The organism is Flavobacterium sp. P21, assembly GCF_050632225.1.
GTDB lineage: Bacteria > Bacteroidota > Bacteroidia > Flavobacteriales > Flavobacteriaceae > Flavobacterium.
Window position 1 is genome coordinate 5,227,714 of sequence record NZ_CP192585.1, and the last position, 13,362, is coordinate 5,241,075.

Annotated in this window: 11 protein-coding genes and 4 pseudogenes; 10 read left to right on the forward strand and 5 right to left on the reverse strand. The window is 35.1% G+C overall.

Annotated elements, in window-relative coordinates; translation table 11 throughout:
• Window positions 1–312: 312 nt before the first annotated feature.
• The 4 genes and pseudogenes from rpsJ to rpsL all read right to left on the reverse strand — a co-directional run bounded on the left by rpsJ (window position 313) and on the right by rpsL (window position 3,683).
• On the reverse strand, window positions 313–618 hold the full coding sequence (gene rpsJ, locus ACQ9BO_RS26425) for a 30S ribosomal protein S10 (protein ID WP_007803605.1): 306 nt from the start codon (window positions 616–618) through the stop codon (window positions 313–315).
• A 10-nt stretch (window positions 619–628) separates the two neighbouring features.
• Window positions 629–2,786 (reverse strand): annotated as a pseudogene (gene fusA / locus ACQ9BO_RS26430) (elongation factor G).
• A gap of 10 nt (window positions 2,787–2,796) precedes the next feature.
• Window positions 2,797–3,275: pseudogene (rpsG, locus tag ACQ9BO_RS26435) on the reverse strand (30S ribosomal protein S7).
• 24 nt (window positions 3,276–3,299) lie between these two features.
• Window positions 3,300–3,683 carry a 30S ribosomal protein S12 gene (rpsL, locus tag ACQ9BO_RS26440; RefSeq protein ID WP_007136570.1) on the reverse strand — a complete coding sequence of 128 codons (384 nt, stop codon included), beginning with the start codon at window positions 3,681–3,683 and terminating at the stop codon, window positions 3,300–3,302.
• Between the two features lie 167 nt (window positions 3,684–3,850).
• On the opposite strand from rpsL, the gene ACQ9BO_RS26445 reads away from it, so the two are divergent.
• The 10 genes and pseudogenes from ACQ9BO_RS26445 (at window position 3,851) to ACQ9BO_RS26490 (ending at window position 12,031) form a co-directional block, all read left to right on the forward strand.
• Entirely contained in the window at window positions 3,851–4,219 is a 369-nt protein-coding gene (locus ACQ9BO_RS26445; RefSeq protein ID WP_431243091.1) for a hypothetical protein, read from the forward strand.
• 438 nt (window positions 4,220–4,657) lie between these two features.
• The gene (locus ACQ9BO_RS26450) at window positions 4,658–5,566 is read left to right on the forward strand and encodes a hypothetical protein (protein ID WP_431243092.1); all 909 of its coding nucleotides are present in this window, start codon (window positions 4,658–4,660) and stop codon (window positions 5,564–5,566) included.
• Between the two features lie 85 nt (window positions 5,567–5,651).
• Window positions 5,652–5,957: a carboxypeptidase-like regulatory domain-containing protein gene (locus ACQ9BO_RS26455; RefSeq protein ID WP_431243093.1), complete on the forward strand. Its 306-nt coding sequence runs from the start codon at window positions 5,652–5,654 to the stop codon at window positions 5,955–5,957.
• 102 nt (window positions 5,958–6,059) lie between these two features.
• A pseudogene (locus ACQ9BO_RS26460) lies at window positions 6,060–6,287 on the forward strand (TonB-dependent receptor plug domain-containing protein); the annotation flags it as partial.
• Window positions 6,288–6,446: 159 nt separating this feature from the next.
• Entirely contained in the window at window positions 6,447–7,106 is a 660-nt protein-coding gene (locus tag ACQ9BO_RS26465) for a hypothetical protein (protein ID WP_431243094.1), read from the forward strand.
• The gene (locus ACQ9BO_RS26470) at window positions 7,033–8,901 is read left to right on the forward strand and encodes a TonB-dependent receptor domain-containing protein (RefSeq protein WP_431243095.1); all 1,869 of its coding nucleotides are present in this window, start codon (window positions 7,033–7,035) and stop codon (window positions 8,899–8,901) included. Before ACQ9BO_RS26465 ends, ACQ9BO_RS26470 begins: the two co-directional genes overlap by 74 nt.
• Before the next feature lie 10 nt (window positions 8,902–8,911).
• Window positions 8,912–10,036, forward strand: a complete 1,125-nt coding sequence (locus tag ACQ9BO_RS26475; protein WP_431243096.1) for a SusD/RagB family nutrient-binding outer membrane lipoprotein — start codon at window positions 8,912–8,914, stop codon at window positions 10,034–10,036.
• On the forward strand, window positions 10,009–10,359 hold the full coding sequence (locus ACQ9BO_RS26480; protein ID WP_431243097.1) for a SusD/RagB family nutrient-binding outer membrane lipoprotein: 351 nt from the start codon (window positions 10,009–10,011) through the stop codon (window positions 10,357–10,359). The genes ACQ9BO_RS26475 and ACQ9BO_RS26480 overlap by 28 nt, the downstream gene beginning before the upstream one ends.
• Before the next feature lie 84 nt (window positions 10,360–10,443).
• On the forward strand, window positions 10,444–11,178 hold the full coding sequence (rlmB, locus tag ACQ9BO_RS26485; protein ID WP_431243098.1) for a 23S rRNA (guanosine(2251)-2'-O)-methyltransferase RlmB: 735 nt from the start codon (window positions 10,444–10,446) through the stop codon (window positions 11,176–11,178).
• 268 nt (window positions 11,179–11,446) lie between these two features.
• Window positions 11,447–12,031 (forward strand): DUF2490 domain-containing protein, encoded by a 585-nt coding sequence (locus ACQ9BO_RS26490; protein ID WP_431245223.1) that lies wholly within the window; start codon window positions 11,447–11,449, stop codon window positions 12,029–12,031.
• Window positions 12,032–12,598: 567 nt separating this feature from the next.
• Here the strand turns inward: ACQ9BO_RS26490 and ACQ9BO_RS26495 are convergent.
• Window positions 12,599–13,362, reverse strand: a pseudogene (locus tag ACQ9BO_RS26495) (rhomboid family intramembrane serine protease).

Below are 13,362 nucleotides of genomic sequence, written 5' to 3' on the forward strand. Positions count from 1 at the left end.
ATACCAAACAGTTACAGAAATTAAATCGCTCATAATCAAAATCCAAGCTCAAAACCTACATCAAAAACAACTCTCTTTATTCCAAATTTTGATCTTATTTTTTCTCTTTTCAAACAAACAACGCTTAACAATTAATTAATAAAATCACAACAAAAAAGTCTCGCATCACTTTAAAACAAAGGCTTTTAAGAAAATTCACAAAAAAAATTAAAACTAAAAATCACGCAAAAACATGCAACAAATAAAATTTCTGCAAACAAAAAAAAGCGAGACATTTCTGACTCGCTTTTTATATAAAAAAATATAAAAAAATTATACTTTTATCTCTACTTCAACACCACTTGGCAATTCAAGTTTCATTAAAGCATCAATAGTTTTAGATGAAGATGAATAAATATCAATCAATCTCTTGTATGACATTACTTCAAATTGCTCTCTCGCTTTTTTGTTAACGTGCGGAGAACGCAATACAGTGAAAAGTTTTTTGTGAGTTGGCAACGGAATTGGACCTGTTACAACTGCTCCAGTAGTTTTTACTGTTTTTACGATCTTTTCAGCAGATTTATCTACCAACATGTGATCGTAAGATTTTAGTTTTATTCTGATTTTTTGACTCATTTTCTTAAAATTAAGCGTTACCTTTTGCTTTTTTGATTACCTCTTCTGAAATATTAGAAGGTGTTTCTGCATAGTGAGAGAACTCCATTGTTGAAGTAGCTCTACCAGAAGATAATGTTCTTAATGTAGTTACATAACCAAACATTTCTGATAAAGGCACATCAGCTTTGATAGTTTTAGCACCATTTCTGTCACCCATATCATTAACCTGACCTCTACGACGGTTCAAGTCACCTACGATATCACCCATGTTTTCTTCAGGAGTAATAACTTCGATTTTCATGATTGGCTCAAGAATAACAGCTCCAGCAAGCACGTCCAGATTCTTTATAACCCATTCTAGCGACTAATTCAAAAGAAAGAGCATCAGAATCCACAGGGTGGAAAGATCCGTCTAATAAAGTTACTTTCAAACTATCAACAGCATATCCAGCTAATGGACCTGTTTTCATAGCCTCACGGAAACCTTTTTCAACAGCAGGGATATATTCTTTAGGAACGTTACCACCTTTTACCTCGTTAACAAACTGTAATCCTACAGGAACTTTACCATCAACTTCATCAGCAGGCTCGATTCTAAATACGATATCACCGAATTTACCACGACCTCCAGATTGTTTTTTGTAAGTTTCTCTATGTTGAGCAGATTTAGTAAACGCCTCTTTGTACTCAACTTGTGGCTCACCTTGATTAACCTCTACTTTAAACTCACGTTTCATACGATCAACTAAGATATCTAAGTGAAGCTCACCCATACCAGAAATAATAGTTTGACCTGAAGCCTCGTCAGTTCTTACAGTAAATGTTGGATCCTCTTCAGCTAATTTAGCTAAAGCCATACCCATTTTATCTACGTCAGCTTTAGTTTTAGGCTCAATAGCGATACCGATTACTGGCTCTGGGAATTTCATAGATTCCAAGATAATTGGATGCTTCTCATCAGATAAAGTATCTCCAGTTTTGATATCTTTAAACCCTACAGCGACTCCAATATCTCCAGCCTCAATAAATTCGATTGGATTTTGTTTGTTAGCGTGCATTTGGTAAATACGAGAGATTCTCTCTTTGTTACCAGAACGAGTATTTAAAACATAAGAACCAGCATCTAAACGTCCAGAGTAAGCACGGAAGAAAGCTAAACGACCTACGAATGGGTCAGTAGCAATTTTAAATGCCAAAGCGACGAACGGCTCTTTTACATCTGGTCTACGGATAATTTTAGTTTGATCTTCTTCTAATAATTCAGCATCATCAGGGTGAATTCCTTCAATACCTTCTTTATCTAATGGAGATGGCAAATATTTACAAACTGCATCCAACATAAATTGAACACCTTTGTTTTTGAAAGAAGAACCAGCAAGCATAGGAATGATTGCCATATCAATAGTAGCCGCTCTTAAAGCGTTGTTGATCTCTTCTTCAGTAATAGAATTTTCATCTTCCATGTACTTATCTAAAAGATTCTCGTCATAAGTCGCAATCTCTTCGATAAGAATAGAACGGTAATGCTTAACATCATCAACCATATCAGCTGGGATATCTACAACGTCAAAAGTAGCTCCTTGAGTTTCATCATGCCATACAATAGCTTGATTTTTCACTAAGTCAACAATACCTTTGAAGTCTGCTTCATCACCAATAGGCAAAGTAATTGCAACCGCATTCGATTTCAACATATCTTTAACCTGTCCGCATACAGCTAAAAAGTTAGCACCTTGACGGTCCATTTTATTTACGAATCCCATACGAGGAACTCTATATTGATCAGCAAGTCTCCAGTTAGTTTCTGATTGAGGCTCAACACCATCAACAGCACTAAATAAGAAAACTAAACCATCAAGTACACGCAAAGAACGGTTTACCTCTACAGTAAAGTCAACGTGTCCAGGAGTATCAATAATATTAAAGTGGTACGGTAACGATTCTGGAATAACTTTACCTTGTACAGTTGGGAAGTTCCAAGTACAAGTTGTAGCGACAGAAGTAATTGTAATACCTCTTTCTTGCTCTTGAGCCATCCAGTCCATTGTTGCGGCACCATCGTGCACCTCACCAATTTTGTGTGACTTTCCAGTATAAAAAAGAATACGCTCAGTTGTTGTTGTTTTACCAGCATCAATGTGAGCGACGATTCCGATATTTCTTGTATATTTTAAATCTCTAGCCATTTCTTACGAATTAAAATCTAAAGTGAGAGAATGCTTTGTTAGCTTCTGCCATTTTGTGAGTATCCATTCTTTTCTTAACCGCATGACACCTTCTTCTTTAGCAGCGACTAAACACTCTGAAGCTAAACGTTGTGCCATAGATTTTTCATTTCTTCTTCTTGAATAAAGTATTAACCACTTCATTGCCATAGAAATTTTTCTGTCTGGACGAATTTGCATTGGAATTTGGAATGTCGCTCCACCAACTCTACGGCTACGTACTTCTACGTGAGGCATAACGTTTGTTAAAGCATCTTTCCAGATCTCTAATGAAGTTTTCTCATCATTTTGCTTTTTAGTCTCGATGATGTCAATAGCATCATAAAATACTTTAAAAGCTGTAGATTTCTTACCATCCCACATTAAGTTGTTCACAAAACGTGTTACTAATTGGTCGTTAAACCTTGGATCCGGTAAAAGTGGTCTTTTCTTTGCCGCTCTTTTTCTCATGTCTTTTTCTTAAAAGTTTTTAAATTACTTTTTTGCTTCTTTTGGGCGTTTAGCACCGTACTTAGATCTTCTTTGCGTTCTTCCTGCAACACCTGACGTATCAAGCGCTCCACGAACGATATGATATCTAACACCTGGTAAATCTTTTACCCTTCCACCTCGCACTAATACTATCGAGTGCTCTTGTAGATTGTGTCCTTCTCCAGGGATGTAAGCATTCACCTCATTACCATTTGTCAAACGTACACGCGCAACTTTACGCATTGCAGAGTTTGGTTTTTTTGGTGTAGTAGTGTAAACACGCGTACAAACCCCTCTTCTTTGAGGACAAGAATCTAAAGCAACCGATTTACTCTTCTTAGTGATCTGAGTTCTTCCTGTTCTTACTAATTGTTGAATTGTTGGCATAATTAATACTAAAAATTATTATGTTTATTAAATTCCCGCTTTTTACGGGGTTGCAAATGTATAAAATATTTTTCACTATACAAACGTTAAATCATTAATTTTCAACAACATTATTTAAGCTTATGATTTTACAAACAAAGAATAGATATTTGCAATACTTTTAACAAATGAAAAAACAACTTTTGAAACATCTTTCACAAATATTTCTTCTTTGCTTCATCAGCCTCTCCTCTTATGCCCAAAATTTTCATTTAACAATTAACGGGACAAACAAATCTGAAAATCAAATAATTGATTCATTGACCTATAAAACCGACCATAGCAATGTAAAAGCAATATATGACGAAATAAAATTGACTTCTGAAAAATTATCAAAAATTGGATATTTAGAAAACAACATTCAAAACACCATCCAAATAAACGACAGCACTTACAGCTCTGAAATTCAATTAAAACGACAAACAAAATCTATACATATATATATAGGTATAAATAATCCGTTTTTTATTCTGAAGAGACAAAAAGCGATACCATAATCCTTCCTTATAAAGAAGTCGAAAATTATTTGACTCAAAAAATAATTGATGCTGAAAAGCAAGGTTTCGCTTTAAGCAAGATCAAATTGGAAAACATCAAAAAAAGAATTCAATAATTTATGCAGATTTAAATTTTAAATCTGAAAAAAACGCATAATAAATTCAATCATTCTTAATTATGCAGATCCAAAAGGAAAAAACTTTTTCCCTAAGGGACACTTAAAGCAACTCAACAAAAAATATCTTAGCAAAACATTTAACCAAGAAACCACACAACAACTTTACGAGGACATCAACAGTTATGAATTTGTTTCTCAAACAAAATATCCAGAAATACTATTCACAACTGACTCAACCAAGATTTACACTTATATAGAAAAAAGGAAGGCAAATACTTTTGATGGATACATAGGCTTTGCAAATGACAAAGATGAAAAAATGAATATAAATGGATATGTAGACATTTCACTTTTAAACACGCTTCATGCTGGAGAACAATTTTCGCTATACTGGAAAAGCGACGGCAATCAACAAAAAACCTTTAATACAAAAGTTGAGATCCCATATATATTTCAGTCATCTTTAGGAATAAAAGCTCAATTAAACATTTTTAAACAAGACAGTACATTTCAAAACACAAAGACCGCGATTGATCTTGGTTACTACATAAATTACAATTCCCGAATTTATGCCGGATATCAATCAACTGAGTCGAGCGATATTCAAAATGCAAACAATTCATTTATTAGTGACTTCAAAAACTCTTATTTCACATCTAGTTTTGATTACAAGAAAATTGACCACAAAAACAATCTTGTCCCAAGAAAGGCATTAATCAATTGGATTGTTGGCTACGGAAAGAGAAACACAAATAACGATCCTGAAACAGCCGGAACAAGCACACAATTTTATACAAATCTTAATGCATCATATAATTTTGAAATAAACGACAAAAATTTCATTAACATAAATTCACAAAATTTTTATCTCTCTAGCAAAAATTACATTTCGAATGAATTATACCGTTTTGGAGGCATGAATTCTATCCGAGGTTTTTTAGAAAACAGTCTACAATGCAACTTCAATTTTTTAATTTTAACGGAGTATCGATATAAATTTTCAAAAAACATTTATATCCACACTATCACAGATTACGGCATCTATCAAGACTTAACATCTACCATCGACCCAAACAAAACAAAAAAGTTATTTGGCGTTGGTATTGGTTCTGTCCTGCAGACGCCGAACGGATTGTTGAAGATTAATCTTACAAACGGAGGCCAAGACATTCAAGAAATACAATTATATAACACTATCGTAAACATATGTTATAATGTTAAATTTTAGTGGGAACGGAAAAAAGTTTAAAGTAATATTAGGATAGTTAACAAATTATTAAGAGTTTTGCGATACTAATTCAAAATATTTAAAAATGAAACTAAAGTTCAATGGATTCTTAGTACTTTTCTTAGTACTAGTGGCGCAACTTACTTTTGCGCAAGAAAGAGCCGTTTCGGGTACTGTTTCTGACAATGCAGGAATGCCTCTACCAGGTGTGAGTGTATTAGTAAAAGGAACAAAATCAGGAACGCAAACTGATTTTGACGGTAAATTTACCATCAAAGCATCATCAAGCCAAATTTTGGTATTTAGCTACATCGGGATGAAAACCCAAGAAGTAGCCGCAAGCTCAACTTCTTTAAACGTAAAATTAGCAAGCAATTGCACAAGAACTTGAAGGAGTTGTTGTTACAACTGCATTAGGTATTAAAAGAGAGAAAAATCTCTTGGTTATTCTGCACAAACAGTATCTGCTGAGCAAGTTGGAACTGTTCCTACAGGAAACTTCACAAATAACTTATCAGGAAAAGTTGCTGGTCTTAGTGTAACTCAAGGTACTAACTTTGGAGGATCTACTAACGTGGTTCTTAGAGGTTACAAATCTCTTTTGGGTGACAACCAGGCTTTATTCGTAGTTGATGGAGTGCCAATTTTGAACAATAACGTAAACAGTAATGACCAAAAAAGTGGTAGAGGTGGATACGATTACGGTAACGCGAGCATCTGATATCAACCCTAACAACATTGCTGAGATCAACGTATTAAAAGGTGCTTTGCGACGACAGCTCTTTATGGATCTAGAGCTCAAAATGGTGCGATTATCATTACTACTAAAAAAGGAAAATCAAGAACTGATTTATCAGTTGAATTCTCTTCTTCTTACACAATGTCTACAGTAGACAAAACAACTTTCCCTAAATACCAACAAGAGTACGGAGAAGGTTATTTTGGACAAAGATTCTCAACTTACAATGGACAGCCAAGATCTAGATCTGGAGACGATGCTTCTTACGGACCAAAATATGATGGTTCTTTAGTATGGCAATATGATGCTTTTACTCCAGGCTCTCCTAATTATGGAAAACAAACTCCATGGAAAGTTGCCGCAAATGGTCCAATCGAATTTTTTGATACAGGAACATCTACAATCAACAACATCTCGTTAAATGGAGGTACTGAAAAAGCTACTTACAGATTAACTTACGCAAACACAGACAGCAGAGACATTTTGCCAAACTCATTATTAAGCAAAAACAACTTTAACTTTGCTGGTAGTTACAAATTCAATGACAAATTAAGCTCTACTTTCAACGCGACTTATGTTTCACAAAACACAAGAAACAGAAACTCAACTGGATACGGAGGAAACCAATTAGCTGGTTTCAGACAATGGTGGGCAACAAACGTTGACCTTAACGAGCAAAGAGATCTTTATTTCCAAAGCCGTCAAAACTATACTTGGAATATCAAAAGTGCTCGCAGACATTACTCCAGCATACTGGGACAACCCTTACTTCCAAAGATACGAGAACTACAACAACGATAGCAGACAAAGAGTTGCCGCTAACGCTAGTATTACTTACGACGTAAATAAAAACTTAAGCTTTACAGGTAGAATTGGTACTGACGGTTTCAACTTAAAAACAGAAGACAGAATTGCTCCAGGTTCAACTCCAGCAACTCTAGGTTCTAACTCAAACCTTCAAAACCTTCCTGCTCAACCATCTGGATATGCATTAGATTTGTATAACTTCAGTGAGCAAAACTATGATTTCTTAGCTACTTACAAAAAAGACTTAACTGAGGATTTGAATCTTAACTTTTTACTTGGTACAAACTACAACGTACAAAGCAGATTCATTAACCAACAAATGACTTCAGGAGGTTTATACATCCCTGGATTATACACAATCTCTAACTCAGTTTCTGCACCTGCTCTTCCTAGAATCGTAGATACTAGAAAAGAAGTATTAGGTTTATTTGCACAAGCTACGTTAGGATACAAAGGAACTTACTACTTAGAGGGTTCTGTTAGAAGAGATGAGTCTTCTGCTCTTCCAGCTGACAACAATGCATACTGGTATTCTGCAATATCTGGATCTGTTGTTTTCTCAAACTGGTTAAAAGATGTTGAGTTCATCAACTTTGGTAAATTCAGAGTCGCTTATGCTCAAGTAGGTTCTGATACAGATCCAAACCAATTATTAGACAACTATACTGCTAGAACTCCATTCGGAACTCCAGTATATTCTTTCAATACTACTGCTAAAAATCCAAACTTAAAACCACAACGATTAGACAACGTGGAGATAGGTTTGAACATGCAGTTTGCACAAAACAGACTTGGATTTGATGTTGCTTGGTTCCAAAACAAAGCTTTCGATCAAATCTTACCATTACCAGTATCAACTTCTACTGGATCAAACTTCAACACTGTTAATGCTGGTACATTAACTACGAAAGGTTTTGAGGTTACTCTTACAGGAACTCCTGTTAAAACTGACAACTTCTCTTGGGATGTTAGCGTTAACTGGTCTAACCCTAATACTAAAGTTACAGAATTGGCGCCAGGTATTGAGAACATCAACATCAACTCTTTACAAGGAGGTATCAGTATCAATGCTCCATTAAACCAAGATTATGGTCAAATTTGGGGAACAACTTACGTATTAGATGATGCTGGTAACAGAATTATCGGTGCTAACGGTGCATACGAAGTTTCTACAACTACTGACAACAAATTGGGAACTTACCAAGCTGATTGGATTGGGGGTATCAACAACAAATTCAACTACAAAAACCTTTCTTTCAGTTTCTTAATTGACATGAAAAAAGGTGGAAGTGTTTTCTCACTTGACCAATACTATGGATATGGAACTGGTATCTATGCTAACTCTGTTGGAAACAACGACTTAGGAAACCCAGTAAGAAATACATTAGCTAACGGTGGTGGTGAAATTTTACAAGGTGTGATGGCAAACCCTGCTTACACTCCAACAAACGGACAACCACAATATGTTACAAATACTACAAGATTAGACAGATCTCAATCTAGCCAAGTTTTAGGTACAGACCCACCTGCTGCCGCATTTGTTTATGACGCTGGATTTGTAAAATTAAGAGAGGTTGTATTGACTTATAATCTTCCTTCAAGCATTTTAGGAAGTGCAATTAAAGGAGCTTCATTTAGCGTAATAGGAAACAACCTTTGGATCATTGACAAAAGCTTACCTTATTCTGATCCAGAAGCTGGATTGTCTTCAGGAAACACTCAAGGTTACCAATCAGGACCTATGCCGACAACAAGAAATATTTCTTTTAATGTCAAAGTTAATTTTTAAAAAAATGAAAATGAAAAAAATCATAGCAATATTAGCAGTAGGTCTGTCGATGACAGCTTGTGTTAATGAAGATGCAAATACCGATCCAAATAGTGCTTATAGCACTGTACCAGGATCGCTAATCACTTACGCGCAAAAAGAATTAAGCGATTACACTAATACTCCAAGCGTAAATGAGAACAACTTTAGATTGACAATGCAATACTGGCAAGAAACAACTTATGTAAACGAAAGTAACTATGACTTTACAAACCGTAACGTTTCTAACCAAATTTACTCAGACAACTACGTAAACGTATTGAACAATCTTGGTAAAGCTAAAACGATCATTAGTGCTTACGAACCAACTGCAGATGAACTAGCGACTTGGCCAGCAAACAAAAAGACTCAATTAGCTATTATTGATATCTTGCAAGTTTATACTTTTCAGCTTTTAGTAGATACGTTTGGTAATATCCCTTACACTCAAGCCGCAAACCTTGCTCAATACCCATTACCTGCTTATGATGATGGAGCAACTATTTATGCTGATTTAATTACAAGAATCAACGCTGACATCACTGCTTTAAGCAGTGGAACAGCAAATAGCTTCCCAACATTTGCTGATGGTGACAAAATTTACGGAGGAGATCCAGCTTCTTGGAAAACATTTGCAAACTCTTTAAAATTAAAACTTGCAATTGGAATCGCTGATTCAAACCCAACTTTAGCACAGACTACTGCGCTTGCGGCTATTGCTGGTGGAGTAATGACATCTCCTGCTAGTAATGCACATTTTCCATACTTACCAGCTTCACCAAACTACAATCCTTTGTATGAAAACTTAGAAGCTAGTGGTAGAGAAGATTTCGTAGGTGGAAAAACTTTAGTTGATTACATGAATGCATCTAATGACCCAAGAAGACCTGGTTACTTCACAACTGTAGGAGGTCAATATATTGGTCTTCCAATTGGTGAAGGTGGTGAATTTGCAGAATATTCTCACGCTGGAGATTATGCATATACACCTGATACTCCTGGAAACATCATCACTGCTACAGAGGTTGCTTTTTATGTTGCTGAGGCAAATGCACGTTGGAATACAGTCTGCAGCACCAGCAGCTTACAATGCGAGCAGTTACTGCTTCAATCTTAGAATGGGGTGGTACAGCGGCAGAAGCTACAGCTTACCTTGCTACAAAACCATACGATCCAGTTAACTGGAAAAAATCAATTGGAGAGCAAGCTTGGGTAGCAATGTACAATCAAGCTTTAACTGGATGGAATTTCTGGAGAAGATTAGATTTCCCTGTGTTACTAGCTCCTCCTACAGCAATTAACAATGCTGGAGGAAAAGTTCCAGTAAGAATGACTTACCCAGTTCTTGAGCAACAAACAAATAACACAAACTGGAAAGTCGCTTCTACAGCTATCGGTGGAGATTTGTTAACTACAAAAATTTTCTGGGATAAATTCTAATTTTAGACCAAAACACAATACTAAAGCCACTCTGTTCATTCAGAGTGGCTTTTTTTATATAAACAATATACCTATATTTGCATCATGGAAAAAGAACATCAAATATTTGGAATTAGAGCCATTATAGAAGCAATTCAGGCCGGAAAAGAAGTTGACAAAGTATTTATACAAAAAGATATTTCTGGAGAATTAATGAAAGACTTAATGAAGGTAATGAAACGTGCCAACATTAATTTCTCTTACGTTCCTGTTGAAAAACTAAATCGCTTGACGCCAAATAACCATCAAGGTGCCGTGGCAACAATTTCACCAATTGGTTTTATGGAATTAGAACAATTAGTTGAATCAACAATTGAGTCTGGCGCAAAACCTTTATTTTTAATTTTGGACCAAATTTCTGATGCAAGAAACTTTGGAGCTATCATCAGAACTGCTGAATGTACGGGCGTAAATGGCATTATCATTCAAAAAGCAGGATCAGCTCCTGTAAATGGAGATACGGTCAAAACTTCGGCTGGAGCTGTTTTTAATGTTCCAATCTGCAAAGTGGAACATATCAAAGATGCTATATTTTATTTACAAGGATCAGGAGTCAAAACGGTTGCCGCAACCGAAAAAACAGATCAAAACATTTACGATATTACATTAAACGAACCTATTGCAATTATTATGGGTTCTGAAGATCGAGGAATAAATCCGTCAGTATTAAAAATTGTAGACGAAAAAGCAAAACTGCCAATGTTTGGCTCTATTGGATCATTAAATGTTTCTGTAGCCTGTGGTGCATTTTTATACGAAACGGTTCGCCAAAGAAGCTAAACCACATTAAAGTTAGGATTAGAATGAATAATTAAACCGACTTAATTAATGCTTTCAAAATCTAATTCAATACAAAAATTCACTTTTCTCCTATGGCTGTTTGTTCTTTTACTAACTACAAACAGCTACGGGCAAAACACTACTTACAATCAATTTTGGAATGAAATTCAATTCAATCAAACCATAAACAAAAAATGGTCAACTGAACTAGATTTAGCTGCAGACATACAGTGGAGCAGAATCTTCATCAAACCTATTTGAAAACACCATTCAAAGATCAGCTAGAGCTTGGGGACATTACTACTTTTCTCCAAGATGGAAATTCTCAACTTTCGTAGCTTATTTCAACAACAGAGATGTTCCTGAAATTGGTCAATTCGAATCGCCCGAATGGCGTTTTGCTCTTCAAGGAATTTACTACTTTCATAAGACAGGTTATACTTTAAGTACTAGGATGCGTACCGAATTTCGTCATTTACGAAATAAAGATGATGAGTATGAAAACGTTTTCCGGTACCGACAACAAGTAAAATACATGCAACCACTAAACAGTAAAGTACTAAGATCGCGTGTTGTTTATGCAGTGGCATCAGACGAAATTTACTTAAAATCTGGAGCAAAAGTTACTGGTGAAAGTTTTTTTGATCGAAATAGATTTAATATTGGGGCTGGTTATTTATTTACAGATGACATTCAGCTTGAACTAACATACTGCAATGAATATCTTCCGAGAAACAGCGGTAATCAAACTACAAATGCGGCTTCGGTTACGATTACTTTTAATAACCTTATTAGAAATCTTCAAAAGAAGATAAAAAACAGTAAGCCAGCTGAAGTTAAAGACGAAAATTAAATCAATCTTCTTTTTCAAGAAACACTCAAGCTGTTCCTTAATAGCTTTTTTGTGAAGTTTAAAATTATAGCCGCGTACAAATTCAGTTCCCTGCATATTGATTTCAGCACTCACAGCTTCAAATTGAGAAAATGAATTTACATCATTTTTATCAATTAAATAAAGCACTTGCATAACCGAATCATTACGAATATACTGTGTATCATAATGCGTCAATTTGTAGATTTTATTATCTGCTAAATGCATGATTAAATCATCTTTGATTTTTTTCCTTCTTTTTTTGACGGAAAAGGTGTTGATCGCAGACGCAATAAAGTAATGCTCTTTGTCAGTAACAATATTTATTTTTAGTGATTTTGAGTTTGTGGTGTAAAAAACTGCAGGGTCAAAATAATACATCATTGTACCATCTGCGAGTACCCTATTCTTTACATCGCACTGTGCGGTCGTCTCAAAGCTGATTAAAATCAAAAAAATCAAAATTGTATAACTGATCATTCTCATACCAAACCAAATTAAAATACTCCTAACAAAAATACTCTTTTTAAATTAATTAGGAATTCATATTTACGATTTATCCTCTGATTCTGATTTGGTTACAACATAATAAACAGGAAAATTTGAACTAAAATAAGAATTGCTTAAATCTATTTCTTCTTCAGGTTTTTCAGTATTAACAAAATTTCCGTTTTCATCAAAATGTTTCATAAAAGGATCTTCTTCCGGATTAAAATCAGGTCTTTGCCAATCGTAAACAATAGGTTTGGCATATTCTGGTGTTTTGTAAAGTAATGAAAGTACAAACCCAGTTATCAAACCTGCCAAATGTCCTTCCCAAGAAATTGTCGCATCGACATCTGGGAAAACGTACCAAATCATTCCTCCGTATAGTAAAATTACTGAAAGTGAAAGTGCGACCAAACGATAATACCCAGTTTGAATTCCCTTGAAAAAAATAAAGCTGACCAAAACATAAATTAAACCGCTTGCGCCAATATGATAGTTTTCACGGCCAATAATCCAAGTAATCAAACCCGAAAACAAAATTCCATAACCAATAACCGGAATAGCCTGTTTTGGATAAAAATATTGCAAGGCCGCCAACAAAACCAAAAGCGGAATCGAATTATTATACAAATGCTCCAAATTTTCGTGAATGAAAGGACTAAACAAAACACCTTGCAAACCCGAAAAATCCCTCGGATAAATTCCGTTTTGGTAAAAATCAAAATCAAATCGAATTTGAAGCCAATAAATGATCCACAAGAAAAGGACAAAAAAAGTGGAAGCCCGATTACAGCGGTCGAAAACTTGAAATCTTTATCATTCAT